Raw genomic sequence first — 24,886 nt, forward strand, 5'->3', positions numbered from 1 at the left:
AACTGCATACGCCGTTTAGCAAGGTTACAGAACCTCTTTCATGCGATGCCAGAGCATGCCCATCGCCAGCAGTGGCGAGCGCAGGTATTTGCCGCCTGGGAAGGTGATGTGCGGCACTTTGGCGAACAGATCGAAGCCGTTACTGGCCTGACCGGCAATCGCCTCGCCCAGCAACTTGCCAGCGAGGTGCGTGGCATTCACGCCGTGGCCGGAGTAGGCCTGGGCGTAGAACACATTGTTTTGGCCTTTGAGGCGACCAATTTGCGGCAGGCGGTTTGCGCCAATGCCGATCATGCCGCCCCACTGATATTCCACCTTGGTGTCTTTCAGGTGCGGAAAGACTTCCAGCATCTTTGGCCGCATATAGCCGGCGATGTCCGCAGGATCGCGGCCTGAGTAGTGGCAAGCACCGCCAAACAGCAGGCGGCGATCGGCAGACAGGCGATAGTAATCCAGCGCGACACGCTGATCACACAGGGCCATATTCTGCGGAATAATTGCTTTCGCCTGCTCTTCGCTCAGGGGCTCGGTGGCGATGATGTAGCTACCCGCCGGCAGCACTTTACCGCCGAGATTGGTATTCAGCTCGCCAAGGTAGGCGTTGCAGGCCAGCACCAGATTGTTTGCCAGCACCACGCCGCTGGCGGTGTGCACCTTAACCTGTGAGCCGTACTCAATGCGGGTAACTGCGCTGTCTTCGAACAGCTGGACGCCCAGCGACTCGGCTGCAGCGGCCTCGCCAAGCGCCAGATTCAGTGGATGCAAGTGGCCTGAGCCCATGTCGATCAAGCCGCCAACATAGCGGTCGGAGCCGACCACTTCACGCATCTGATTGGGTTGCAGCAGGCGCAAATCGTGCTGGTAGCCGAGGCTTTTCAGCTCTTCGGCGTCTTCGGCAAAGCCTGCGAGGTCGCGAGGTTTATTGGCCAGGTCGCAATAACCCCAGGTCAGGTCGCAGGCGATGTTGAATTGCTCAACACGCTTGCGCACGATATCCACAGCCTCGATGCCCATGAGCTTGAAGTCGCGAACGCCTTCCTCACCGACTACCGATTTGAACTGGTCAACGTCATGGCCAACGCCACGAATCAACTGTCCGCCGTTGCGACCGCTGGCTCCCCAGCCCATTTTGTGGGCTTCGAGAACCACCACGGACAAGCCTTTCTGGGCCAGTTCGATCGCTGTGTTAAGCCCCGAAAAGCCCCCACCAACAATGCACACATCAGCGCGCAGCTCACCTCCCAATGGTGCGTAGGCCACGCTGCGGTTAGCGCTGGCGGCATAGTAGGAGGCGGCGTGCTGATTGCTGTGAACCGGTTGGTGAACGCGGGCGTTCATGTGTTAAATCCTGTTTATTGTGTTTGGAAAATTTTACGAAGCATAAGCATGGTTGCAGCTGATCGCCAAGCATAAATCCAAAAAAGTGGCTGAGCGTCGCATAAATCTCGTTGCGCTTCGGCACGGGTTAAACTGTGCAAACCTGTTAAGGATGCTGCTTATGAGTTGTACCAGCCGGAAAATTGATTACCTGCGTCGGCAGATTCCCAGCTTTGCCTGTATCCCGGGTTGTCACGACTGTTGCGGGCCGGTCACAGCATCCTCCGAAGAGATGTCGCGGCTGCCGCACAAGAGCGATGCCGAGCATGAGGCGGCACTGGAGGAGTTGAACTGCGTGCATCTGGGGCCGAACGGTTGTCAGGTGTATGACCAGCGTCCACTGATTTGTCGCCTGTTCGGCACCACGCCGAATTTGCCGTGCCCGCATGGCCGTGGCCCCGAAGTGCCGATTGAGCCAGAGTTTGAGGCGCAGGTGCACAAGTTGATTGCGACTACCCGGCAGGTTTTGGTTTAGCGCACATGTGCAGCGGCCTGCGGCTCACACGAACAAAGGCTGAATCTGCTCGATCACACGTTTAGCCCGTGCAGACAGCGGCCATTCAGCGCGATGTATCAGCCACAAGGTGTCGATAACGCCTCGCTCGCTCTGAATCACCTGCACACGCTCTGACTGGCCGAAAGCGATGCGCGCAAAGCGCGGTATTACCGTGAGGCCCAGACCACGCGCTACCGACTCCAGAATCAACGAGATTTGATTGGTGTAGCCACGTGTCGGCAGGTTGCGAATACCCGGCGCTCCGGGAAATGTACGGCTTAACAATCTGCTGGCCATTGCTTGGCCGTCGGGGTGATCAATAAAGCCCAGGCGCTCAAGATCCTGCCAGCTGTTCACCGCTGCGGCGCTCGGCGCGACCAGTTCCAGCGGTTCTTCGCAAAAGCGGCTGACCTTGAGCCGTGGGTCGTCCGGTCTCAGGGTCGTCAAACCCAGCTCGAAACGGTTTTCCAGCACGCTGGACAAGACCTCGCTGTCCGGGGCGAAGCGATGACGAATGTTCAGCCCGGGATGAGCCTGCTGTAACTCCAGCAGATGTGGATATATTGCCAGGCCGATGCTGCCGGGGCTTATCAGGCTGATCTCGCCGTGGTCGCTCTCAGCCTCAGACAAGCGCAACTGCAAGCGCTGATCCGCCGCGCCAACCTCTGCACAGTATTCCAGTAATGCATGGCCCGCCGGGGTCAGCTCCAGTGCGCGCGGACGCCGGATTAACAACTGGCCCAGGCGCTCTTCGAGTTTTTGCACATGCTGGCTGACGGCCGCTTGGGTGAGGTCGAGCCGCTCGGCGGTGCGGGTGAAATTACCTTGCTCCGCTAGAGTTGCAAAGGTGCGCAGCCACTGTGGATTTATCATAACGAATACTTATGCTCTCGATAACAGTTGCCTTATTTTTATTATGGCTATGGCTGCATAGACTGGCTACTCATTAATCAACCCGAGGTAATGACCATGTCCACTGTCTACCCAAGAAGCTTTTCCCATATCGGCTTGTCGGTGACCGACCTCGACGCGGCGGTCAAGTTCTACACCGAGGTCATGGGTTGGTACCTGATCATGCCGCCAACCACCATTGTCGAGGATGACTCGGCCATTGGCGCCATGTGCACCGACGTATTTGGCGAGGGCTGGGGTTCGACGCGCATCGCGCATCTGTCCACGGGCGACCGCATCGGTGTGGAGATCTTCGAATTCTCCAATGCCGAGAAGCCACAGAACAACTTTGAATACTGGAAAACCGGGGTCTTTCACTTCTGCGTACAAGACCCGGATGTAGAAGGTCTGGCGGCCAAAATTGTTGCTGCCGGTGGTAAGCAGCGGATGCCGGTGCGCGAGTACTTCCCGGGCGAGAAGCCATATCGCATGGTCTACATGGAAGATCCGTTCGGCATCATCCTTGAGATCTATAGCCACAGCTATGAACTGACTTACTCCGCAGGCGCTTATCAGTAATGCGTTGAAAGCCTGATTGCAGCGAATGGCCGCGCGTTCACCGGCCATTCGCTGTGTCGCGTTCTATTGCTCCGGCTGTCACGTCTGGCTGCTGCATTTGTTGTCAGTCGACGTGGCTGCTCACAGCGGGCCTATTCCGGAACCGGCAGAGACAGGCTCTCTTTAACCTCTTCCATGACGATATAGCTCTTGGATTCGCGTACGTGGGGCAGTTTGAGCAGGATGTCGCCTAGCAGTTTGCGGTACGAAGCCATTTCGTTGATGCGCGCTTTTACCAGGTAGTCGAAATCTCCCGATACCAGATGACATTCCAGCACGTGCGGCAGTTTCAGCACCGCGCGGCGGAACTCTTCGAAGGTGTCGCCTGACTTGTAGTCGAGGCTGATCTCAACAAATACCAGCAGGCTGGCCTTGAGGTTCTGCGGGTTCAGCCGGGCGTGGTAGCCCATGATGATGCCTTCGCGTTCCAGGCGCCGCACCCGCTCGGTACACGGCGTAGTAGACAGCCCCACGCGTTCGCCCAGTTCAGTGAAAGAGATGCGCCCGTCTTCCTGCAGGATTCGCAGGATGTTGCGGTCGATCTTGTCCAGTTCGCGGCGGCTCTGATGTTGGGTGCGCATGGGCGATGCCCCTCCGTAGAAGTGTGTTTTGCCGATAATTCTCGCCAAATATAGCTTTATATATAGTGAATAACACTGCTCATTGCTCAATATACTGCGCGCATCAACGCTCTAAATAAAAAATGCCAGTGCATAGTCGCGGCAAGGAGAAAACGATGCGGGTCTTGGTGCTTGGTAGCGGTGTAATCGGAACGGTCAGTGCTTACTATCTGGCCCGTCAGGGTTTTGAAGTGACAGTGGTTGACCGTCAGCCGGCACCCGCTATGGAGACGAGCTTCGCCAACGCCGGCCAGGTTTCTCCAGGCTATGCATCGCCTTGGGCTGCACCGGGCGTGCCGCTTAAAGCCATCAAATGGTTGCTGCAAAAGCATGCTCCTTTGGCCATCAAGGCCACATCCGACCCGGACCAGTACCTGTGGATGGCGCAAATGCTGCGCAACTGCACCGCCAGCCGTTATGCGGTGAACAAAGAGCGCATGGTGCGCCTCTCCGAATATAGCCGCGACTGCCTCGATGAGCTGCGTGCCGAAACCGGTATCAGCTACGAAGGCCGTAAGTTGGGCACAACTCAGCTGTTCCGCACGCAGGCTCAGGTCGATAATGCTGCCAAGGATATCGCCGTACTCAAGCAGTCGGGCGTGCCTTATGAGCTGCTGGACCGTGCCGGCATTGCCCGGGTTGAGCCGGCACTGGCCAGCGTGACCGACAAGCTGGCAGGCGCCCTGCGTTTGCCGAATGACCAGACTGGCGACTGCCAGATGTTCACCCGCAAGTTGGCTGATATGGCCCGCGCCATGGGTGTTGAATTCCGCTTCGGCGAGAACATCGAACGCCTCGATCACGCAGGCGATCGCATCAACGGCGTGTGGATCAACGGCAAGCTGGAAACCGCTGACCGTTATGTATTGGCGCTCGGCAGCTTCAGCCCGCAATTGCTCAAGCCGCTGGGCATTCGTGCACCGGTTTATCCGCTCAAGGGTTATTCGCTGACTGTGCCAATCACCAACGGTGACATGGCGCCGACTTCGACCATCCTTGATGAAACCTACAAGGTTGCAATCACCCGTTTCGACCAGCGCATTCGTGTTGGCGGCATGGCTGAAATTGCCGGTTTCGACATGAGCCTCAATCCGCGTCGCCGCGAGACGCTGGAAATGATCGTTGGCGATCTCTACCCGCAAGGTGGCGATGTCAGCCAGGCCGAATTCTGGACCGGGTTGCGTCCGGCGACCCCGGATGGCACGCCAATCGTTGGTGCAACCCGTTACAGCAACCTGTTCCTGAACACCGGTCACGGTACGCTGGGTTGGACCATGGCCTGTGGTTCCGGGCGTTTCCTGGCCGATCTGATGGCGAAAAAGCGTCCGCAGATCAGCAGTGAAGGTCTGGATATTTCCCGTTACAGCAAGAACAAGGAGAGCTCTGCTCATGGCAGTCCAGCGCCTGCGCACTGAGTCGCGCTACAGCGAAATCGTCATCCATAACGGCACGGTCTATCTGGCCGGCCAATTGGCCGACGACTTCAGCGGCGATATCGTCGCGCAAACCGAACAAACCCTGGCCAACATCGATTTGATGCTGGCTGAGGCGGGCACCGACAAGAGCCAGATCCTCTCGGTGACCATCTACCTGAAAGACATGGAGCGTGATTACGCCGGCCTTAATCAGGTCTGGGATGCCTGGGTCCGCCCTGGCACCGCACCTGCCCGCGCGGCAGTCGAAGCGCGGATGTACAAGCCCGACGTACTGGTCGAAATGACCGTGGTGGCTGCGCTCAATAACTAGTCCCATTGACCCGGCATGTTGTCCCTGCCGGGTTTTTTTATGACTTATCCACAGCAGAAGACAGAATAATGCGTCCAGCCCGTGCCCTTATCGACCTTAATGCGCTGCGTCATAACTACCGTTTGGCCCGCGAAGTATCCGCTGCCAAAGCCCTCGCGGTGATCAAGGCGGATGCGTATGGGCATGGTGCGGTGCGCTGTGCGAAAGCGTTGCAGGATGAGGTCGATGGATTTGCTGTGGCCTGCATTGAAGAGGCGCTGGAGTTGCGCGAAGCCGGCATTCGCGCGCCGATTCTGCTGTTGGAAGGTTTTTTCGAAGCCGCTGAACTTGAGCTGATCGAGCAGCACGACTTCTGGTGCGTTGTGCATTCGCTCTGGCAGCTTGAAGCGCTTGAGCGCGTGCAACTCAATCGTGCGCTTACGGTCTGGCTCAAGCTTGACTCGGGCATGCACCGGGTTGGTTTTCATCCAGACGATTACGTCGCCGCCCATGAGCGTCTGCAGGCCAGCAGCAATGTCGGCAAAGTCGTATTGATGAGCCACTTTGCGCGTGCCGATGAACTCGACTGCTCGCGCAGCGAAGAGCAGCTTGAGGCTTTTGAACAGGTGCGCAGCGGCATTGATGCCGAGATCAGCCTGCGCAATTCCCCGTCGGTGCTGGGCTGGCCGCAAGTACCGAGCGACTGGGTGCGCCCCGGCATTATGTTGTACGGCGCCACGCCATTCGAGCAACCGCAGGCGCTGGCCAGCCAGTTGCAGCCGGTGATGACCCTGGAATCGAAAATTATCAGTGTGCGCGAACTGCCGGCGGGTGAGCCGGTTGGTTACGCGGGCAGCTTTGTGACCGAGCGACCGACCCGTGTCGGCGTTGTGGCTATGGGTTATGCCGATGGTTATCCGCGCCACGCGCCGACCGGCACCCCGGTTGCGGTCGATGGCCAGCTGACGCGGCTGATAGGCCGGGTGTCGATGGACATGATCACTGTCGACCTCACCGATCTACCTCAGGCAGGCCTGGGCAGTCGGGTCGAGTTCTGGGGCAAGCAGGTGCTCGCCAGCGACGTTGCCAGCCGTGCAGGGACTATTCCTTATCAGATTTTTTGCAATTTACGTCGCGTTCCGCTGCTCTATTCTGAGGACTGAGTAATTTTCTGAGCAGGATATGGGACAAGGCTGTTGTAAATACTGAACGCTGTTGCCATGATACGGACACATTTTCTGTATCAGCCCGAAGGGGGACTCCAGCATTGGACGTCGGTGTACGACTGCAATCCATTCGCAAACTCAAAGGCCTTTCCCAGCGTGAACTCGCTAAACGGGCAGGCGTTACCAACAGCACTATTTCGATGATCGAGAAGAACAGCGTAAGCCCTTCGATCAGCTCATTGAAAAAGGTGTTAGCGGGTATTCCCATGTCACTGGTCGAGTTTTTCTCCCTCGACATGGAACAGGACAGCAGTGCCCAAGTCGTCTACAAGGCCGGAGAGCTGATCGACATCTCCGATGGCGCGGTCACCATGAAGCTCGTCGGCCGGGCACATCCCAGCCGGGCTATCGCATTTCTCTCTGAAACCTATCCTCCGGGCGCCGACACGGGCGACTCGATGCTTGCGCACGAAGGTGAAGAGGCCGGATTGCTGGTGGAAGGGCGTCTTGAGTTGGTAGTCGGTACCGAGACTTACATTCTGGAGCAGGGCGACAGCTACTACTTTGATAGCAGTAAACCCCACCGTTTCCGTAATCCTTTCGACGTACCGGCAAAGCTGGTGAGTGCGACAACGCCGGCCAACTTTTAATCTGCAAGGCGCTTAGATCGGCCCTTTGGCCGGTATTGGCCACTGACTAAACTTTTAGTTGGTGGCAGTGCCTCGCGCCTGCTGCGGCAATTTAGGTTGTTTCGGCCAGCTGGGCTTGCCGTTATACTTGCATATCGCTCGCGAAACCGTGGCCGCGGGTGAATCTAGCCATGATGAGGTAATGCGTGTGAACCTAATTAAAAAGATGCTAATAGCCCCCGTAACAGTGATGGCGCTTTGGGCCGTTACTGCTCAGGCCACTACCGACGATGCTATTGCCGAGCGCTTGAAGCCGGTAGGTCAGGTCTGTGTGCAGGGTGAAGAGTGTAAAGGCGTAGAGGCTGTCGCTTCTGCTGCTGGCGGTGGTGCTAAAACCCCCGACGACGTGATCGCTGCTCATTGCGGCGCGTGCCACAGCACTGGCGTGTTGGGCGCTCCGAAAATCGGTGATACCGCTGATTGGAAAAAACGTGCTGACGAGCAAGGCGGTCTTGACGGCCTGCTGGCCAAAGCCATCTCCGGTATCAATGCCATGCCGCCAAAAGGCACCTGTGCTGACTGTACCGATGACGAGCTGAAAGCGACCATCCAGAAAATGTCGGGTCTGTAAGACTGCATTTTTAGAAAAAGCCGCCTGCGGGCGGCTTTTTTGTGCCCGCAGAAAACTGGCAGGAACTTGGCGTTGGCATGTGTCTCTATGTTCAGGTGACAGCGGGTGGCGCGCCGCTACGCTTAAACATGTCAGCCAGTGTGCAAACTGCGCAGCAACTTCAGTGACGAAGGCGCAGAGTTCTAACCATGCAAGGAGAGCCTAATGCAGTCGATGTATTCGTTTGACGCCGCAATCGAGCAGGTGCTTGATCGTATCAAGGGGCCGATAAAGCTCGCCCTGCCGCTTGGCCTGGGTAAACCCAATCGCTGGGTTAATGCCTTGTATCAGCGCTGCAAACAACTCCCCGAGCGTCAGCTGAAAATCTATACCGCGTTGTGTCTGGCTCGTCCGCAGCCCGAGGCCGGGTTGCAGCAACTGTTTGTAGAGCCTTTTCTTGAACGGGTGTTTGCTGACTATCCCGAGCTGGATTTTCTCAGCGACCTTCGCCATGGAACGCTTCCGGCCAACATCAGCGTCGAGCAGTTTTTCATGCAGCCCGGCAGTTTGTTGCATTGCGATGTCGCCCAGCAGAGCTACATCAGCAGCAACTACAGCCATGTGGCGCGCGACCTCAATGATCACGGGGTGAACCTGATCGCCCAGTTGGTGGCCAGCGATCCTCAGCGGCCCGGGCATTTCAGCCTGAGCAGCAACCCCGATATCACCCTCGACCTGATGCCGCTGATGGAGCAGCGCCGAGCACGCGGTGAGCCGATTATCTATCTGGCGCATGTGCATGCAGATCTGCCCTACATGCCAGGTGATGCCGAGGTTGCGCGGGAGGTGTTCGACATCCACTTGCAGGAAGACGAGCACACCACGCTGTTCTCGACACCCAACATGCCAGTCAGCTTGCAAGACCATTGCATTGGTTTGCACGCCAGTACGCTGGTGCGCGATGGCGGAACCTTGCAGATTGGTATCGGTTCGATGGGCGATGCGCTGACCGCGGCCTTACTGGCGCGCGATGCCAGCAATGCGGCCTACAACGAGGTTTTGCAGGCACTGGCAGTCACCCCTGAGACCTTGGCAGGCAGCGTGGCGATTGGCGGCAGCGGTGGGTTTGAGCAAGGCTTGTACGGCTGCAGTGAGATGTTTGTGAACGGCCTGCTAAAACTGGCGGATGCCGGGATTATTCGCCGTGCGGTGTACCCGGATTTAGTGGTGCAAAAACTGGCCTCGGCTGATGCGCTCGACGATCAGGGCGCACCGAAAAGTGTGCAAACCATGCTCGACGCCGGGTTCTGCCCGAATCTCACAGCGGATGCATTGGCACATATGCAACAGCACGGGTTGCTTGCTGACGGGATCACGCTGCAGGCTGGTGAGTTGCATTTGCCAGACGGCAATCAGGTGCCTGCCAATCTTGCGGATGCAGCGACCCAGGCCGCGCTGGCGGCGTATTTGCGGCCGGCAACCGCTGGCGTAGTGCTGCACGGTGGGTTCTTCCTTGGGCCGCGCTCCTTTTATGCCCGACTCAATGAGCTGGATTTGCAGCAGCGCCGGCGTTACGCCATGACCGGTATCTGCTTCATCAATGAGCTTTACGGCGAGGAGCAGCTGAAACGCCTGCAACGCCGCGATGCACGCTTTATCAACACGGCGTTCACCATGACGCTGATGGGCGCGGCGGTATCTGATCAGCTCGAAGATGGCCGGGTGCTGAGTGGTGTGGGCGGGCAGTACAACTTTGTCGTGCAGGGCCATGCATTGCACGATGCCCGCTCGATTCTGCTGCTGCGCAGTTGGCGCGAGTCGGCAGGCGAGGTCACATCGAACATTGTCTGGGATTATGGTCATGTCACCATTCCACGGCATTTGCGCGATATGGTCGTCACCGAGTATGGCGTGGCGGACCTGCGCGGTAAGAATGATGCCGAGGTGATTGCAGCGCTGCTGGCGATCACTGATTCGCGGTTCCAGCCCGAGCTGATCGAGCAGGCAATAAAAGCCGGCAAACTGGCCAAAGACTTCCAGCTTGATGAGTGTTACTGCAACAACACACCCGAGCGCTTGCAGGCAGTGCGGGCCGGCAATGCTGAGTTGTTCGAAGAGTATCCGTTGGGCAGCGATTTCACGCCCGATGAGTGCGATTTGCTGCGTGCGCTGAACTGGCTGAAGAGCAAGTTCAAACTCACCGAAGTCTTTGAGTTGGGCAAGGCCGCGCTCGACGCACCGGAGCCTGCGGCCTTCATGACCCATTTGCAGCGGATGAATCTGGCGCAGCCGCAAGGCCTGACCGAAGGGCTGTATCAGCGCTTGCTGTTGGCAGGCTTGCAGGCGACCGCAGAGGCTTAGCGGTGTGTTTGAGTAACGGCGTATTCGCCGTTACTCAACGCTCGGCTTACTCGAGGAAGCTGACCGCGCCGTCGGCGAGCGAGCTGATACGCGCCAGTGACTCCACGCGGAAACCCTGAGCGTCCAGTTCGGCGCGACCGGCCTGGAATGACTTCTCGATGACCACACCAATCCCGGCGATGCTGGCGCCTGCCTGCTCGATCACGTCGATCAGGGCTTTGGCGGCGCGGCCATTGGCCAGGAAATCGTCGATTACCAGTACGTGGTCGTCAGCAGTCAGGTGCTTGGCCGAAACGGCAATGGTGCTTTCGGTCTGCTTGGTGAAGGAGTAAACCTTCGAGGTCAGCAGGTCATCCTTGAGTGTCAGCGACTGGTATTTACGCGCGAAAATTACCGGTACACCGAGTTCCAGACCGGCCATGACTGCCGGTGCGATACCGGACGCTTCGATGGTGACGATCTTGGTGATGTTCTGATCGCGGAAGCGCACGGCAAATTCATGGCCGATTTGCTGCATCAGTTTCGGGTCGATCTGATGGTTAAGAAAGGCATCGACCTTAAGTACCTGCTCAGAAAGCACAATGCCTTCTTGGCGAATTTTCTGTTTCAGCGCTTCCACGCAGTTACCCTCGTTTTGGTGTGATTTTCCGTACTGGTGTCGGAATTTATAGCGTTGAATGCAGCCGTTGTGCGGGCATTCAGCGGTTATTTTTTCAGCATTGCCCGCAGGTCTGCCAGTGCGGCATTGCCGCGGGCGGCTTTTACTTCTACGGGCGCATCCTCAAGACCTTCCCATTCGAGGTCTTCAGGCGGCAGTTCGTTAAGGAAACGGCTCGGCGAGCAGTCACTGATTTCACCGTATTGCTTGCGCTTGGCGGCAAAGGTGAAGGCCAGGGTTTCACGCGCGCGCGTGATGCCCACATACGCCAGACGGCGCTCTTCCTCGATGGTGTCCGCTTCGATACTGGAGCGGTGCGGGAGGATTTCTTCCTCCATGCCGATAATGAACACATAGGGAAATTCGAGGCCCTTGGAGGCATGCAGGGTCAGCATCTGCACGCCGTCGGCGCCTTCCTCTTCCTCTTGCTGGCGTTCGAGCATGTCGCGCAGAACCAGCTTGCCGATGGCATCCTCGATGGTCATGTCGCCGTCTTCGTCACGCTCAAGAGTGTTTTTCAGCGCTTCGATGAGGAACCAGACGTTGCCCATGCGGGCATCGGCGACCTTGTCGTTGGAGGCGTTCTGGCGCAGCCAGTTTTCGTAGTCGATATCCATGACCATGCTGCGCAGCGCCGCAATCGGGTCGTTCTGCGCACATTGCTGGCGCACGCCATCCATCCACCGGGCAAAGCGCGCCAGGCGCTCTGTGTAGCGGTTGTCGAGGTGCTCGCCGAGGCCAATCTCGCTGGCGGCGGCGTACATGCTGATCTTGCGCTCGGTGGCGTAATTTCCCAGCTTCTCCAGCGTGGCCGAGCCGATTTCGCGGCGTGGCACGTTGATCACGCGCAAGAAGGCGTTGTCATCGTCCGGGTTTACCAGCAGGCGGAAGTAGGACATCAGGTCTTTTACTTCCTGACGGGCAAAGAAGCTGGTGCCGCCACTCAGGCGATAAGGAATCTGGTGGTGCTGGAGTTTCAGCTCCATCAGCTTGGCCTGATAGTTACCGCGATAAAGAATGGCGAAGTCGTTATAGGGGCGGTCTTTGCGCAGGTGCAGGGTGAGAATTTCCATGGCGACCCGTTCGCACTCGGCGTCTTCGTTGCGGCAGCGAATCACCCGGATCTCATCGCCCACGCCCATTTCACTCCACAGCTGTTTCTCGAACGCATGCGGATTGTTGGCAATCAGGGTGTTGGCGCACTTGAGAATGCGGCTGGTGGAGCGGTAGTTCTGCTCCAGCATGACGATTTTCAGTGACGGGTAATCTTCTTTCAGCAGCATCAGGTTTTCCGGCCGCGCGCCACGCCAGGCGTAAATCGACTGGTCATCGTCGCCCACCACGGTGAACTGATTGCGCGTGCCCACCAGCAGCTTTACCAGCAGATACTGGCTGGCGTTGGTGTCCTGATATTCGTCGACCAGCAAGTAGCGGATGCGGTTTTGCCACTTCTCGAGAATATCGGCGTGCTCTTGAAACAGCTTCACCGGCATCAGGATCAGGTCGTCAAAGTCCACTGCGTTGTAGGCCTTGAGCGTGCGCTGGTAATGCAGATAAACGATGGCGGCAGTTTGCTCTTTCGGGTTGCGTGCCTCGGCCAGCGCCTGATCAGGCAGGATCAGGTCATTTTTCCACGAGCCGATGTAGTTCTTGATCTCGTCGATGCCGTCGTCGCCCGCGTACTCTTTCTGCATGATGTCGCTGAGCAGCGCTTTGATATCACCCTCATCGAATATCGAAAAGCCGGGCTTGTAGCCAAGGCGTGCATATTCCTTGCGGATGATATTCATGCCCAGATTGTGGAACGTCGAAACCGTCAGGCCGCGCGCCTCGCCACCTTTCAACAAGGTGCCAACACGCTCTTTCATTTCGCGCGCGGCTTTGTTGGTGAAAGTCATCGCGACAATGTGCTGGGCGCGCACGCCACAGTTCTGCACCAGATGAGCGATTTTTCGGGTGATCACGCTGGTCTTGCCGGAGCCAGCGCCGGCGAGCACCAAAAGAGGGCCGCCGACGTAATTCACGGCTTCTTTTTGCCGGGGGTTAAGTCGGGACATTGCACTGATCACCAAAGAAGTAGCCGGGCATTTTAACAGGCTGAGCGCGTTGTGCCCTAACCGTCTGGAAGTGTGTCTTGCCGCACACATTGAAAAATCTGCTGACGGGGAGAAACATCTAATCCTTTACCCTTGAGCACTTGTCGAAAAATCAGCTTTAGAGCAGGATGCACTTAAGGACACACGGAGGTGTTTGAAAAGACATCATTAAATGGTGCAGCGAGACGGATCTCCGTCGAAATTTTTGTGGTCTGGGGGAAGTTGCTTGTCCGCGCTCGTCGAACCCTTACGCTTGGTTCTCTTAGCCGATGCTACTGGTTGGCCAGAACTATTACGTAAGCTCCTTGGGGCTGAGGCATGTCCATTCCCGCTGATTACGGCACCTTCCTGGGACGTGGCGCGTAGCCTCTTCCATAATTGCGGCAACGGCCTGTTGCTGACGACCAAAGAATACCAGCCGGCTCCCGGCACCTGCCCGTTACCGGTCATCCTGTTACTCGAAGAAGAGCCCGAAAACGAGCCCGAAGGAGTTAGCGACTGGCTGGTGCGTGAGCGTGTCACTGGCGATGTGTTGCGCCGTTCGCTGCGCTACGTGCGCGAGCAAGGCACGCTGCGGCAGACGCTCAACCGGTTGGCCGAGCAAGATGCCCTCACCGGAATCGCCAATCGGCAGGGCTTCCAGACCCTGCTGGCAGCCAGACTGGCTTCAAACGAAGGCCGTGGTTTGACCATGGGCCATCTTGATCTGGATAACTTCCGCCACGTTAACGATGCGCTGGGTTTTCGCGCCGGTGACCGACTCATCCTACAAGTGGTCGCACGGCTAAGAGCATTACTTCAGGCCGGCGATCAAATTGCCCGCTTGGGCAGCGATGAATTTGCCCTGTTGCTCGACACCCGCCGCGATCCGAAACGAGTCGAACTGGTTGGCGAGCAGATCTGTGAAGCGCTGGCTGAACCCTATTGGGTGGATGGCGAAAGCCTGCTGCTCGGTTGCAGTCTGGGGTTGGCACATGCCAACAGCGTCAGCGCTGCCGACCCGCTGATGTGGCACGCCAATATCGCCATGCAGCAAGCCAAAGGCCAGCAGGGCTGCGCCTACCATGTCTATGACGAGCGCATTACCCGCGATGCGCGTGGCCAGACCGATCTCGAAGGCGAACTGCGCCGTGCTCTGCGCCGTGATGAACTGGTGCTGCATTATCAGCCGCGGCTTTGCCTCAAGGCTGGCCGGGTCGTCGGGCTGGAGGCGCTGGTGCGCTGGCAACACCCTGAGCGTGGCTTGTTGCCGCCGAGCGAGTTTGTGCCTCTGGCAGAGGAAAGCGGGCTGATCGTGCCGCTCGGTTATTGGGTTATCTCCCGTGCGCTGCGCGATATGCAGTGGTTGCTCGGCCGTGGCCTGCCGCCGCTGCACATGGCGGTCAATTTGTCGTTCCGCCAGTTTCAGGACAGCCAGCTATTGCCGACCCTGAGTCGTCTGATTGCAGAACGCGGCGTCGATGCGCGCTGGCTGGAGTTTGAATTGACCGAGACGGCGATCATGCGCCGCAGCGATCAGGTGCAGCAGACCATGCTTGCGCTGGGTGAGCTGGGCGTGCGCTTCTCGCTGGATGACTTCGGCACCGGTTTCTCATCGTTCGTGCACCTCAACAACCTGCCGATCACGCTGCTCAAAATCGACAAGAGCTTTGTCGGCGGCATGACCGAACGCACCGAAAACCGCCAGCTGGTGCGCGCCATGATCAACCTGGCGCATAACCTCAATTTGGAGGTGGTCGCCGAAGGCGTGGAAGACACCGAGCAAATGATGCTGCTGCGTCAATTCGGCTGCGATCAGGCGCAAGGTTATCTGATCAGCAAGGGCCTGCCGCTCAACGAGCTGGTGCGTTTTCTGATGCAGGCTCCCCGCCATGCGCAACTGGGCATGGCACAGAACTAGCTCCACGCCCGTTTAGCCCCCGGCATTTTCAGCTACGCGCGTCAGCTACGCGCGTTCGACCGCAGATTCAGCTAGCGCTATTCCTGCGCCCTCTGCACGCAGCAGGCGCGCGGTTTTCCATTCAAAGCCCAGGCTCAGGCCTACAGCCGCACACGCCAAGCCCCCGGCCAGCCCCCACCACACGCCTGCAGCGCCCCAGCCCAGCGGGAACGCCAGTGACCAGGCCAGCGGTGCACCGATCAGCCAATAGCACAGCAGGCCAACGTAAAAGGTGGTCTTGGCATCTTTGAGGCCCCGAATCGCGCCCATGGCGATGGTTTGGATGCCGTCGAACAATTCAAACAGGGCGGCAATCGCCAGCAGGCTGACAGCCATTGCGACGACATCGCTGAATTGAGGATCTTGCGGGTCGAGGAACAGGCCGACAACAAAGTGCGGCGCCAGCCAGAACAACGCGGCAAAGCCGAGCATGCAGCCTGCACCGAGCAGCAGTCCGAGCCTGCCCGCGCGTCTGGCCTCTAGCAAATTGTTGGCGCCGTAGTGGCGGCCAATCCGAAAGGTGACCGCGTAGGAAATACCAACCGGCACCATGAAGGCGACGTACACCGACTGGATAGCGATTTGGTGCGCGGCTATCTGCGTGCTTCCCATCGCGCCCATGCACAGCGCAGCAAAGGCAAATAACCCGGATTCCACCGCATAGGTGCCGCCGATCGGCAAGCCCAGACGCACCAGTTCACGCAGCTCTTCAAGCTGTGGGCGGAGCAGGCCGCGTTGCAGCGGATAGGCGTTGTAGGCGCTGTGATGCATGACATGCCAGAGCAGCAGCAAGGCCATTACGCTCATCACTATCGCAGTCACCAAGCCAATGCCAGCGAGGCCCATGGGCGGCAGGCCGAACCAGCCTTTAATCAGCGCATAGTTGAGCACGAAGTTGGCCACGGCGCCGCCAATGCTGATCGCCACAACCGGGCCGGGCCGGTCGATGGCGCTGGTAAAGCCGCGCAGCGCCATGAATGTCATGTAGCCAGGCAGGGCAAACACCAGCGTGCTCAGAAACGGCGCTGCCATAGCCACGTTGGCCGGTGTCTGGCCGAGTTTCAGCAGCAGCGGCTCCAGGTTCCAGAGCAGCAGACCCGCACCGAGTGCGAGCATCCAGCCCATCCACAGGCCGTTTTGGGTGATGCGGGTAACGCCGGCGGCATCATTGGCGCCATGCTTGATCGCCACCAGATTACCGACAGCGGCAATGGTGCCCACGCAAAAAATTGACACGAACGAGTAGGTCGCGGCTCCCAAGCCGCCGCCTGCCAGTTCGTCCGGGCCGAGCATGGCCATCATCACGGTGTCGGTAAACACCATGAGCACGTGCGCCAGTTGCGCAACGATCAATGGCCCGGCTAGGCGCAGGATGGCTACAAATTCACGTTTGTTAGAATGCAGCATGGCCTGCGGATATCCTGCTTAAAACAGCGAATAAGGTTTGCCCGCGGTGCCGTCGGCAAAGCGCGAGCAGCCGAAGGCCTTGAGGTCGAAACCGGGTTGGCCGCTGGTGGCCCACTGGCTCATCAACTTGCCGACAATCGGTCCCATCGCAAAGCCGTGGCCGCAGAAACCGGTCGCGATCAGCAAGCCCGGCACTTGCGACGGAGCATCCAGCACCGGGATGCCATCGGGCAGTACGTCGATGAATCCGGCCCAGCTTTCGATCACCCGAACACCGCGCAATTGCGGGAAGGCGCGGCCCAATGCTGCCTGCGCACGCTTGATGCGCTCGGCTTGCGGCAGGGCATGCGGGTCGCGCTCGGCAATGGCCGGATCATTGCCGCTAAAGCGCTGGCGCAGGTCGTGCAAAAACGCGCCATTGAGACGGAAACGAAAACTGTGGTGATGCTCGGGCAACAGCGGCAAATACCAGGATGCACCACGTAAGAAGCTCAGGCTGAGGTCGATATCGGCCTGCGCCTCGTCGGCCAGATTGATGCTGCCGTCGGCGCGCTGGCGCATGCCGATGCCATGCCCAATGAAGCTGCAGGCCCCAATATCCGCGCCGGGACTGGTGCGCGAGACGGTGCTGCGAATGGCCTGCTGTGGAATCTCCAACCCGAGCGGTTTGAGCAGGCGCCAACTGCTGGCGCCCGCGGCGATCAGCACACGCTTGGTTTTGACATAGCCGCGCTCGGTTTGTACACCGCAAATGGCTCCGGCAGCGCGGTCGATGGCCGTGACGCCACAGCCTTCGGCGAAATGCACACCGGCTTCGAAGCCGCGCAGGGCAAAGCCGGGTGTGACGCGACGAGGCTCGGCCTGACCATCACTTGCGGTGAACAGTCCGCCTTTAGCCGGATCGGCCAAACCGGGGATCTTTTCCGCGACTTCGTTGCGGCTGAGCACGCGGGTGTCGAGCCCGAACTGTTGCGCCACGCCCAGCCATTCCTGATATTCACTCAGATGCTGTTCGGTTTCGGCCAGATACAAGCATCCGCCCTGACGCCACTCCAAGGGCAACTGCAGCTCATGCTCAAGGTTTTGCCAGAGAGGCATGGCCGCCATCATCAAGGGTACTTCGGCGGGGTCGCGGGCCTGCTGGCGAACAAAGCCCCACGCGCGGGTGGACTGTTGGCTGGCAAGGCCGGCCTTGTCGCAAACCAGTACCGATAATCCCTGCTTGCTCAGATAGTAAGCTGTCGCGCAGCCCATGATGCCTGAGCCGGCGATCACCATATCGACTTCGCGTGGCAGTTCGTTCGCCGTGGCAAGTGAGGGGTGAAGTGGATAGCAACCGTGGCTCATGGCAATCTCGCAAACAGGTATTGAGTTATGCAGTATGGGAAACTGAGCCGGTAAACGGCAAAGGGATAATAGGTATATCTAGCATGAGTTTTAGTCATCTATGAATCGTAAGCTCCCGCCCCTGTATGCACTTCGCGCTTTCGAGGCGGCGGCGCGGCATGCTTCATTCACCCGGGCTGCCGAAGAACTGCTGATTACGCAGAGCGCAGTCAGTCGGCATATCCGCACGCTGGAGACGCATTTCGATTGCCGTCTGTTTGAGCGCAATGGGCGCAACCTGCGCCTGACCGAGCAAGGCCGGTTGCTGGTGCCGGGCCTGCGTGATGGTTTCGATGCCTTGGAGCGGGCGTGCATGCCGTTGCATATCGACGATTCGGTTATCCGCATGAAAGCCCCGTCGACGTTGACCATGCGCTGGCTGCTCTCGCGCTTGTCGCGGTTTCGGCAGATTAATAAAGAGGCCGAAATACAGCTCACCAGCGCGTGGATGGATGTCGACCAGGTGGACTTCCAACGCGAGCCCTTCGATTGCGCCGTGTTGCTGGGGCGCGGCAACTTCCCGGCGGAGTGGGAGTGTCGGTTGCTGTTTGCCGAGTGGCTGACCCCGGTCTGTGCGCCTGAGCTGGCGCGGGACGGCGAGTGGGATGTGCAACGCCTGCAAGGCGCAGAGCTGCTTCACCCGACACCCGACCGGCGCGACTGGCGTCAGTGGTTGCAGGCCATGCAATTGCTCGATCAGGTGCCGCTGAAGGGTGGTCAGGTATTCGACACCTTGGAGTTGGGTATCGTCGCGGCAGCACGCGGCTATGGCGTGTCGATTGGCGATCTGGTGATGGTGGCGGAGGATGTTGCCGAAGGGCGCCTCGGCCTGCCCTGGTCGACTGCGGTTGCCAGCGGCAGCTGTTACTACTTGGTATGGCCCAAAGCGCGGCGCAATCAGCAGCGTTATCACCGGCTCAGCGAGTTTCTCGAGAATGAGGTGCAGGCGATGACCCTGCCGCAGGTGCGCTATCTATAGTCTGGCCCAAGTCTGAGCGTGCGTCGGTTTATCGTAAAAAATAATGGACTCGCAGCCAGTCTGGCTGCGGGTTTGCTGGGTTTAATCGGCCGTTATACGGTGCGTGTGGGCAATATGGCTGCGGAAGAATTTTCAGCATTTTAGCGGGAAGTGTTTGACATATTTTACGGTTCGGGCAATCTGTGTGGGCGGTTCTGTTCGTCAGGCAGCCGTCGCGGAAGGTTCGGTTACCTTCCACTCCCTGCGTCAAGGCGTGCTCCCTCTGCGGGTTGCAAACCACGCTGCCAGACAAACGATCCGTGCCAAACAGGATGCGCTGCGAGTCTCTCGCCCTTCCTGCACAGCAACGGCAGGCCGACCTGCCTCAAGGTGACGTATGTCCAAAAACGACAGTGCTAATACTTCTAAATCTAAACGCAAACCCGTTGTACTGATGTCCATGGGGGTCCACGAACGCAAGGGCCACCTGTATCAAGTAATGACCCACAAATACATCACACCAGTTGTCGACTTCGCTGGTTGTGTACCGCTGCTCGCGCCGACGTGCTGCGGTCCTGACGACATTGAGCAATATCTGGATATGGTCGATGGCGTTTACCTGACAGGCGCCGGTTCGAATATCGAGCCTTCGCTGTACGGTCAGGAAAACATGACGCCTGAGAAAGGCCAGGACATTGATCGCGATATGTTCGACATGCCGCTGATCCGTGCTGCCATCAAGCGCGGCCTGCCGATCTTCGCCATCTGCCGTGGCATGCAAGAAATCAACGTTGCACTGGGCGGCGATATCTACCAGAAGCTCTACGCCGAACCTGGCTTCAATGACCACCGTGAAAACCCCAATGACCCGGTTGATGTGCAGTATGCGCAGAGCCACAACGTGCGCCTGAAAGAAGGCTCATGGTTGGCCAAGCTGCTGGCAACTGAGGAAATTGGTGTTAACTCGCTGCACGGTCAGGGCATCAAAACCCTCGCTAAAGGTCTGGAGCCGCTGGCGTTTGCAGAAGATGGGCTGGTTGAAGCGTTCCATGCGCCGAGCCTGTCGAACTTCCTGTTCGCGGTGCAATGGCACCCGGAATGGCAAGCTGCGCAGAACCCGGACTCGGTAAAAATGTTCGAAGCGTTCGGTGAAGCCTGCCGTCAGCGCCAGAGCAAGCAAGTATCCAGCGCGGCTTAATACCCGCGTTTGCTAAAGAAGCCCGGTTATGCCGGGCTTCTTTTTGCCTGTAATTTATTCTGAGAGCCCGGCATAGCAGCGTCCGCAGAGGCTAATCGTTGGTGTTGCACCGATTTGGTGCGCTCTGGCTTTACCAGCCTTCCGAGCCGGGTTCACCTTTGAATGGGCCGACAATCGCGTCGGTTACCCAGCCACCGTAATAGTTGCCGGGCTGCGGCCTGGCCAGTTCCTGATTGACCCAGCACTCACTCATCTGGGCCGGATGGAAGGCAATGTAGCCGCTGATCACGGCAAACTCGCCCCACGCCTGTGGATAAGTCCATGCAGCATCTGCGGCGGTGTGGTTATTCACATTGACGTTGAAATAGGCGCTGGTGCCTTTCCATTCGCACAAGGTTTGCCGGGCGCTGGGCTTAAGACACTCCATGTTTATATCGGATTGCGGGATGTAATACACCGGCGCGCCGGATGTCTCGATCACCCGATAGGCGTTCTGGCTGGATGCCAGAGTAAGGCCGTGAAAAACCACAGTAATCGTGGCGCTCACGGGTTCGACCCTGGGTGGCCGCGGGTAATCCCAGACCGACTCTTGCCCCGGCCCCGCAAGCACAATGTGCTCTGGGCGCAGGCGCTCTACAGTGCGCCATTTGAGCACTTCGGCGTGCAATTCTGGCGGTACGTCTGTGAGGTCGCTTGGAGTGTTATCTACAGTGCTCATGACAAGTTCTCCGCAGGCAATAGGCATTCAGCCGATGCGTGTGTGTTGTGATCAACCTTGTGGGTGATCGCGGTACTGCAGCGCTTCTGCCAGCTGTTGGCGATTGATGTCCGGCGCGGACTCCAGGTCTGCCAGCGTGCGTGCAACCTTCAGCACGCGATGAGCGGCGCGCAGCGACAAGGCCAAACGCTCGCAGGCGTTTTCCAGCCAGGTTTGATCCGCTGTGCTCAATGCGCAGTGTTGGCGTAAACCGGCAAGGTCGAGAAATGCATTGGCGCAGCCCTGACGCTGCAATTGTTGCTGGCGTGCTCTGGCCACCTGAAGGGCGCAGGTGGCGGTGTCGGGGCCGTTATGGCTGTGGCTGTCGGTTGCGACATGCAGCGCCGTTGCTTCGCGGGCGACGGTTATGTGCAAGTCGATTCGGTCGAGCAGCGGCCCGGATAACTTGCTGCGGTAGCGCTGGATCTGTTCCTGGCTGCAACGGCAGCGCCCGCTGGGGTCACCGAGAAAGCCGCACGGGCAAGGGTTCATCGCGGCCACCAACTGAAAACGCGCCGGAAAACGTACTTTGTCGCGGGCTCTGGCGATGACGATTTGACCGCTTTCCAGCGGCTCTCTCAAGACTTCAAGCACCTTGCGGTCAAACTCGGGCAACTCATCAAGAAACAGCACGCCTTGATGGGCCAGCGTTATTTCGCCTGGCTGCGGACGACTGCCGCCGCCGACCAGTGCGGGCGCCGAGGCGCTGTGATGAGGGTTGCGAAAGGGTCGCTGCGGCCACGCTTGAAGCGGGTTATGGCTGGCGACTGACTGGATGGCTGCAACCTCCAGCGCTTCCTGCTCATCCAGCGGCGGCAGCAAGCCGGGAAGGCGGCTGGCCAGCAGGGTTTTGCCAGTGCCGGGCGGACCGCTGAGCAATAGATTGTGCGATCCGGCGGCGGCCACCAGCAGGGCGCGTTTGGCGGCTGTCTGGCCCTGTACTTCGGCAAGGTCAGGATAGGGACGCGTCTGGCGTAGCAAACCCTGAGACACAAACGGCTCGATAGGCGATGAACTATTAAAGTGCGCGGCCAACTCCAGCAGATGGTCGGCGGCTATCACGATCAGTCCCGTGGCCAGGCTGGCTTCTTCGGCATTGGCTTTAGGCACCACTAAGGTGCGTGCGCAACTTCGCGCTGCCAGTGCGGCGGGCAATACACCCTGAACCGGGCGGATTGCCCCGGATAATGCCAGCTCGCCCAGGCATTCGACCTGCGCCAGCGCTGCTGGCGGAATCTGCGAGCTGGCCGCCAGAATTCCCAGGGCGATGGCCAGATCGAAGCGTCCGCCATCTTTGGGCAGATCGGCGGGAGCCAAATTGAGGGTGATGCGCCGGGAGGGGAAGTCGAATTCGCAGTTGAGAATGGCGCTGCGCACGCGGTCTTTGCTTTCCTTGACCGCTGTTTCCGGCAGGCCGACCAATGCCAGCGAAGGAAGGCCGTTGGCCAAATGCGCCTCGACAGTAACCGAGGGCGCTTCCACGCCAACCTGGGCGCGACTGTGGACGATGGCCAGGGACATTGATCACTCCTTGATCAGCTGTCGCCCCGCGAGTGAGGTTTACTCGGCGGGTGGTGGTGGCGTCTGTTCGGCGTCTGCTTCCATGGCCGCGACTTTGGCTTCAAGGGCTTCAAGGCGGGCGCGGGTGCGGGCCAGCACAACCATCTGGCTGTCGAATTCTTCGCGGCTGACCAGGTCGAGTTTGCTGAATGCACTTTGCAGCATCATCTTGAACTGCTGTTCGAATTCGTTACGTGGCAAGGGTGTATCACCACTGAACAGGCGGGATGCGTGGGTGCTGAGAGCATCAAGCAGGGCTTTTGGCGGCAACATAGGTGTTTATCCAGATACGTTTGGCGCCAGTGTATCACGCGTTTTCTGCCGCAGAAGGCAGCGCTCCGGCGCGCCCGATTATCGAGCGTAGCGGCTTGGCGCTGTGCACCGATGTTGTGCGTATACCGTTGGTCAAACCCGCCTGAAAACCAGTGTTTTAGGGCTAACTGCATGAAAAATTGAGCTTTTCACGACTTTGGCAAGGAATCTGCTTAGTCCTTGATGACGGATGCACCGATGCAGTTCCGGTGCGTCAGGCGAAGCGGGGAAGTGTTTCGCTGGTAGCGGTTGGTTGAGAACAGGTTGTCCTGCAGCTATTTCGGCTTTCAAGGCAACCGGTGCATTACAAAAGCCAGACACTGCGCTTAGACTTGAGCCGGGTTCGAAATTCCTGGGGCAAGTCCACCTTACACGGGAGAGAGTTACATGAAGCTAGTCACTGCCATCATCAAGCCGTTCAAGCTGGACGACGTCCGCGAATCACTGTCGGAGATCGGCGTGCAGGGCATCACTGTCACTGAAGTCAAAGGCTTCGGTCGTCAGAAAGGCCATACCGAACTGTACCGCGGCGCCGAATACGTGGTCGATTTTCTACCAAAAGTAAAAATCGACGTAGCCATCGCTGACGATCAACTCGATCGCGTCATCGAGGCCATTACCAAAGCAGCCAACACCGGCAAGATCGGTGACGGCAAAATTTTCGTAGTTAACCTGGAACAGGCGATCCGCATCCGTACCGGCGAAACCGATACAGACGCGATTTAAGCCCCGAACCGAACCCCACGCCCCAGGAGTTAAACCATGACTCTGCGTAAATTCGCAGGGCTAGGAGCCCTTTTGTCTCTCGTTCCGGGAATTGCCCTGGCCGATGAGGCAAGTCTGAACGGCGGTGATACAGCTTGGATGCTGGTAGCAACCGTTCTTGTATTGTTCATGACCATCCCTGGTCTGGCACTGTTTTACGCCGGTATGGTGCGTTCCAAGAACGTCCTGTCGGTGCTCATGCAGTGTTTTGCAATCTGCGCTCTTATTAGCGTCCTGTGGGTTGTCTACGGCTATAGCATGGCTTTTGACACCACGGGCATGGAGCAGGGCGTCGTCAACTTCAACTCGTTTGTGGGCGGCCTTTCCAAAGCCTTCCTCAGCGGTTTGACGGTCGACAGCCTGGTCGCCAGCGTTCCGGAAAGCGTGTTCATTACCTTCCAGATGACCTTCGCCATCATCACCCCGGCCCTCATCGTCGGCGCTTTCGCCGAACGCATGAAGTTCTCGGCGATGCTGGTGTTCATGGCGATCTGGTTCACCATCGTCTATCTGCCGATCGCTCACATGGTCTGGAGTGGTGACGGTGGCCTGATGTGGGATTGGGGCGTTCTCGACTTCGCGGGCGGTACGGTCGTGCACATCAACGCGGGTATCGCAGGTTTGGTTGCGTGTCTGGTGCTGGGCAAGCGTAAAGGCTTCCCAACCACCGCCATGCCGCCACATAACCTGGGCTACACCCTGATTGGCGCGAGCATGCTCTGGGTCGGCTGGTTCGGTTTTAACGCGGGTTCCGCTGTTGCAGCTAACGGTACTGCAGGTATGGCCATGCTGGTCACGCAGATTGCTACAGCTGCTGCGGCACTGAGCTGGATGTTCATCGAGTGGATCACTCACCGTAAGCCAAGCGTTCTGGGTATCGCTTCGGGCGCTGTTGCAGGCCTGGTAGCCATTACTCCGGCGTCGGGCACTGCAGGGCCGATGGGGGCTTTGGTGATCGGTTTTGCTGCGGGGACTATCTGCTTCTTCTGCGCCACATCACTCAAACGCAAGCTGGGTTATGACGACTCGCTGGATGTGTTTGGTGTGCACGCAGTGGGCGGCATCGTCGGGGCAATCCTTACGGGGGCATTTGCAGCGCCTTCGCTGGGCGGTTTCGGCACAGTCGAAGACATTCCTGCTCAGCTTTGGGTGCAGTTCGAGGGCGTGGCATTCACCGTTATCTACACCGCCGTGGTGACCTTCGTCATCCTCAAGGTGCTGGACATGGTGATGGGCCTGCGCGTCAGCGAGGAAGAAGAGACCATCGGTCTCGATCTCGCCCTGCACAACGAGCGCGGTTACAACCTTTAAACACTGAGGGCGCCCGGAGCCAACCCGGGCGCTTCAAGCGAATAGC

The 24,886-nt window shown here is 58.6% G+C and carries 23 protein-coding genes; 13 read left to right on the forward strand and 10 right to left on the reverse strand.

All coding sequences use genetic code 11. The features are described from left to right. Nucleotides 1-24: 24 nt before the first annotated feature. Entirely contained in the window at nucleotides 25-1,338 is a 1,314-nt protein-coding gene (locus BM395_RS06575; RefSeq protein WP_090509973.1) for an NAD(P)/FAD-dependent oxidoreductase, read from the reverse strand. Between the two features lie 160 nt (nucleotides 1,339-1,498). On the opposite strand from BM395_RS06575, the gene BM395_RS06580 reads away from it, so the two are divergent. Then, nucleotides 1,499-1,852 carry a YkgJ family cysteine cluster protein gene (locus tag BM395_RS06580; RefSeq protein ID WP_069898512.1) on the forward strand — a complete coding sequence of 118 codons (354 nt, stop codon included), beginning with the start codon at nucleotides 1,499-1,501 and terminating at the stop codon, nucleotides 1,850-1,852. Between the two features lie 24 nt (nucleotides 1,853-1,876). On the opposite strand, the gene BM395_RS06585 is transcribed toward BM395_RS06580, so the two are convergent. Beyond that, the gene (locus tag BM395_RS06585; protein WP_090509975.1) at nucleotides 1,877-2,746 is read right to left on the reverse strand and encodes a LysR family transcriptional regulator; all 870 of its coding nucleotides are present in this window, start codon (nucleotides 2,744-2,746) and stop codon (nucleotides 1,877-1,879) included. A 96-nt stretch (nucleotides 2,747-2,842) separates the two neighbouring features. Here BM395_RS06585 and BM395_RS06590 point away from each other — a divergent pair, with 96 nt between their 5' ends. Beyond that, nucleotides 2,843-3,343: a lactoylglutathione lyase family protein gene (locus BM395_RS06590; protein ID WP_069898573.1), complete on the forward strand. Its 501-nt coding sequence runs from the start codon at nucleotides 2,843-2,845 to the stop codon at nucleotides 3,341-3,343. A 131-nt stretch (nucleotides 3,344-3,474) separates the two neighbouring features. Here the strand turns inward: BM395_RS06590 and dadR are convergent, their stop codons facing one another. Next, nucleotides 3,475-3,963, reverse strand: coding sequence for a transcriptional regulator DadR (dadR, locus tag BM395_RS06595; RefSeq protein ID WP_025163949.1), 489 nt, complete (start codon nucleotides 3,961-3,963; stop codon nucleotides 3,475-3,477). Nucleotides 3,964-4,118: 155 nt separating this feature from the next. Here dadR and dadA point away from each other — a divergent pair, with 155 nt between their 5' ends. The 6 genes from dadA to BM395_RS06625 all read left to right on the forward strand — a co-directional run bounded on the left by dadA (nucleotide 4,119) and on the right by BM395_RS06625 (nucleotide 10,493). Next, nucleotides 4,119-5,417 carry a D-amino acid dehydrogenase gene (dadA, locus tag BM395_RS06600; protein ID WP_069898510.1) on the forward strand — a complete coding sequence of 433 codons (1,299 nt, stop codon included), beginning with the start codon at nucleotides 4,119-4,121 and terminating at the stop codon, nucleotides 5,415-5,417. Then, on the forward strand, nucleotides 5,392-5,748 hold the full coding sequence (locus BM395_RS06605) for a RidA family protein (protein ID WP_069898509.1): 357 nt from the start codon (nucleotides 5,392-5,394) through the stop codon (nucleotides 5,746-5,748). The genes dadA and BM395_RS06605 overlap by 26 nt, the downstream gene beginning before the upstream one ends. A gap of 68 nt (nucleotides 5,749-5,816) precedes the next feature. Then, a complete protein-coding gene (gene alr / locus BM395_RS06610; protein ID WP_090509978.1) occupies nucleotides 5,817-6,890 on the forward strand; it encodes an alanine racemase in 1,074 nt (357 codons plus the stop codon). 104 nt (nucleotides 6,891-6,994) lie between these two features. Next, nucleotides 6,995-7,543, forward strand: coding sequence for a cupin domain-containing protein (locus tag BM395_RS06615; protein ID WP_069898507.1), 549 nt, complete (start codon nucleotides 6,995-6,997; stop codon nucleotides 7,541-7,543). 187 nt (nucleotides 7,544-7,730) lie between these two features. Further along, nucleotides 7,731-8,153, forward strand: coding sequence for a c-type cytochrome (locus BM395_RS06620; protein ID WP_069898572.1), 423 nt, complete (start codon nucleotides 7,731-7,733; stop codon nucleotides 8,151-8,153). Between the two features lie 204 nt (nucleotides 8,154-8,357). After that, on the forward strand, nucleotides 8,358-10,493 hold the full coding sequence (locus BM395_RS06625; RefSeq protein ID WP_244528942.1) for an acetyl-CoA hydrolase/transferase C-terminal domain-containing protein: 2,136 nt from the start codon (nucleotides 8,358-8,360) through the stop codon (nucleotides 10,491-10,493). A gap of 46 nt (nucleotides 10,494-10,539) precedes the next feature. On the opposite strand, the gene BM395_RS06630 is transcribed toward BM395_RS06625, so the two are convergent. Together BM395_RS06630 and rep are read right to left on the reverse strand one after the other, a co-directional pair. Further along, nucleotides 10,540-11,112: a xanthine phosphoribosyltransferase gene (locus BM395_RS06630; RefSeq protein WP_069898505.1), complete on the reverse strand. Its 573-nt coding sequence runs from the start codon at nucleotides 11,110-11,112 to the stop codon at nucleotides 10,540-10,542. 86 nt (nucleotides 11,113-11,198) lie between these two features. Further along, nucleotides 11,199-13,208, reverse strand: coding sequence for a DNA helicase Rep (gene rep, locus BM395_RS06635; RefSeq protein ID WP_069898504.1), 2,010 nt, complete (start codon nucleotides 13,206-13,208; stop codon nucleotides 11,199-11,201). Nucleotides 13,209-13,473: 265 nt separating this feature from the next. Here rep and BM395_RS06640 point away from each other — a divergent pair, with 265 nt between their 5' ends. Next, nucleotides 13,474-15,147 (forward strand): putative bifunctional diguanylate cyclase/phosphodiesterase, encoded by a 1,674-nt coding sequence (locus tag BM395_RS06640; RefSeq protein WP_090509980.1) that lies wholly within the window; start codon nucleotides 13,474-13,476, stop codon nucleotides 15,145-15,147. Nucleotides 15,148-15,192: 45 nt separating this feature from the next. On the opposite strand, the gene BM395_RS06645 is transcribed toward BM395_RS06640, so the two are convergent. Then, on the reverse strand, nucleotides 15,193-16,593 hold the full coding sequence (locus BM395_RS06645; protein WP_069898502.1) for a NorM family multidrug efflux MATE transporter: 1,401 nt from the start codon (nucleotides 16,591-16,593) through the stop codon (nucleotides 15,193-15,195). 18 nt (nucleotides 16,594-16,611) lie between these two features. Further along, on the reverse strand, nucleotides 16,612-17,940 hold the full coding sequence (locus BM395_RS06650) for an NAD(P)/FAD-dependent oxidoreductase (protein WP_090509983.1): 1,329 nt from the start codon (nucleotides 17,938-17,940) through the stop codon (nucleotides 16,612-16,614). Between the two features lie 100 nt (nucleotides 17,941-18,040). Between BM395_RS06650 and BM395_RS06655 the strand changes: the two genes are divergently transcribed. Both BM395_RS06655 and BM395_RS06660 read left to right on the forward strand, forming a co-directional pair. Continuing rightward, complete coding sequence (locus BM395_RS06655) at nucleotides 18,041-18,958, forward strand: LysR substrate-binding domain-containing protein (protein WP_090509986.1); 918 nt, start codon at nucleotides 18,041-18,043, stop codon at nucleotides 18,956-18,958. Between the two features lie 376 nt (nucleotides 18,959-19,334). Next, the gene (locus BM395_RS06660; RefSeq protein ID WP_069898499.1) at nucleotides 19,335-20,135 is read left to right on the forward strand and encodes a gamma-glutamyl-gamma-aminobutyrate hydrolase family protein; all 801 of its coding nucleotides are present in this window, start codon (nucleotides 19,335-19,337) and stop codon (nucleotides 20,133-20,135) included. 130 nt (nucleotides 20,136-20,265) lie between these two features. On the opposite strand, the gene BM395_RS06665 is transcribed toward BM395_RS06660, so the two are convergent. The 3 genes from BM395_RS06665 to BM395_RS06675 are packed head-to-tail and all read right to left on the reverse strand — an operon-like array spanning nucleotide 20,266 to nucleotide 22,725. Beyond that, the gene (locus BM395_RS06665; RefSeq protein ID WP_090509989.1) at nucleotides 20,266-20,853 is read right to left on the reverse strand and encodes a DUF427 domain-containing protein; all 588 of its coding nucleotides are present in this window, start codon (nucleotides 20,851-20,853) and stop codon (nucleotides 20,266-20,268) included. Nucleotides 20,854-20,904: 51 nt separating this feature from the next. Continuing rightward, nucleotides 20,905-22,413, reverse strand: coding sequence for a YifB family Mg chelatase-like AAA ATPase (locus tag BM395_RS06670; RefSeq protein WP_090509992.1), 1,509 nt, complete (start codon nucleotides 22,411-22,413; stop codon nucleotides 20,905-20,907). Between the two features lie 39 nt (nucleotides 22,414-22,452). After that, complete coding sequence (locus BM395_RS06675) at nucleotides 22,453-22,725, reverse strand: accessory factor UbiK family protein (protein WP_069898497.1); 273 nt, start codon at nucleotides 22,723-22,725, stop codon at nucleotides 22,453-22,455. A gap of 426 nt (nucleotides 22,726-23,151) precedes the next feature. On the opposite strand from BM395_RS06675, the gene glnK reads away from it, so the two are divergent. After that, on the forward strand, nucleotides 23,152-23,490 hold the full coding sequence (glnK, locus tag BM395_RS06680; RefSeq protein WP_003096476.1) for a P-II family nitrogen regulator: 339 nt from the start codon (nucleotides 23,152-23,154) through the stop codon (nucleotides 23,488-23,490). 36 nt (nucleotides 23,491-23,526) lie between these two features. Continuing rightward, a complete protein-coding gene (locus BM395_RS06685) occupies nucleotides 23,527-24,840 on the forward strand; it encodes an ammonium transporter (protein ID WP_069898496.1) in 1,314 nt (437 codons plus the stop codon). Nucleotides 24,841-24,886: the final 46 nt, after the last annotated feature.

This window comes from Pseudomonas marincola (assembly GCF_900116605.1).
In the GTDB taxonomy this organism is placed as follows: domain Bacteria; phylum Pseudomonadota; class Gammaproteobacteria; order Pseudomonadales; family Pseudomonadaceae; genus Aquipseudomonas; species Aquipseudomonas marincola.

Bases quoted from the DNA above. Each gene is read 5' to 3' on its own strand.
- BM395_RS06575 (WP_090509973.1), bottom strand. From the start codon at position 1,338: ATGAACGCCCGCGTTCACCAACCGGTTCACAGCAATCAGCACGCCGCC.
- BM395_RS06580 (WP_069898512.1), top strand. From the start codon at position 1,499: ATGAGTTGTACCAGCCGGAAAATTGATTACCTGCGTCGGCAGATTCCC.
- BM395_RS06585 (WP_090509975.1), bottom strand. From the start codon at position 2,746: ATGATAAATCCACAGTGGCTGCGCACCTTTGCAACTCTAGCGGAGCAA.
- BM395_RS06590 (WP_069898573.1), top strand. From the start codon at position 2,843: ATGTCCACTGTCTACCCAAGAAGCTTTTCCCATATCGGCTTGTCGGTG.
- dadR (WP_025163949.1), bottom strand. From the start codon at position 3,963: ATGCGCACCCAACATCAGAGCCGCCGCGAACTGGACAAGATCGACCGC.
- dadA (WP_069898510.1), top strand. From the start codon at position 4,119: ATGCGGGTCTTGGTGCTTGGTAGCGGTGTAATCGGAACGGTCAGTGCT.
- BM395_RS06605 (WP_069898509.1), top strand. From the start codon at position 5,392: ATGGCAGTCCAGCGCCTGCGCACTGAGTCGCGCTACAGCGAAATCGTC.
- alr (WP_090509978.1), top strand. From the start codon at position 5,817: ATGCGTCCAGCCCGTGCCCTTATCGACCTTAATGCGCTGCGTCATAAC.
- BM395_RS06625 (WP_244528942.1), top strand. From the start codon at position 8,358: ATGCAGTCGATGTATTCGTTTGACGCCGCAATCGAGCAGGTGCTTGAT.
- rep (WP_069898504.1), bottom strand. From the start codon at position 13,208: ATGTCCCGACTTAACCCCCGGCAAAAAGAAGCCGTGAATTACGTCGGC.
- BM395_RS06645 (WP_069898502.1), bottom strand. From the start codon at position 16,593: ATGCTGCATTCTAACAAACGTGAATTTGTAGCCATCCTGCGCCTAGCC.
- BM395_RS06650 (WP_090509983.1), bottom strand. From the start codon at position 17,940: ATGAGCCACGGTTGCTATCCACTTCACCCCTCACTTGCCACGGCGAAC.
- BM395_RS06655 (WP_090509986.1), top strand. From the start codon at position 18,041: ATGAATCGTAAGCTCCCGCCCCTGTATGCACTTCGCGCTTTCGAGGCG.
- BM395_RS06660 (WP_069898499.1), top strand. From the start codon at position 19,335: ATGTCCAAAAACGACAGTGCTAATACTTCTAAATCTAAACGCAAACCC.
- BM395_RS06665 (WP_090509989.1), bottom strand. From the start codon at position 20,853: ATGAGCACTGTAGATAACACTCCAAGCGACCTCACAGACGTACCGCCA.
- BM395_RS06670 (WP_090509992.1), bottom strand. From the start codon at position 22,413: ATGTCCCTGGCCATCGTCCACAGTCGCGCCCAGGTTGGCGTGGAAGCG.
- BM395_RS06675 (WP_069898497.1), bottom strand. From the start codon at position 22,725: ATGTTGCCGCCAAAAGCCCTGCTTGATGCTCTCAGCACCCACGCATCC.
- glnK (WP_003096476.1), top strand. From the start codon at position 23,152: ATGAAGCTAGTCACTGCCATCATCAAGCCGTTCAAGCTGGACGACGTC.
- BM395_RS06685 (WP_069898496.1), top strand. From the start codon at position 23,527: ATGACTCTGCGTAAATTCGCAGGGCTAGGAGCCCTTTTGTCTCTCGTT.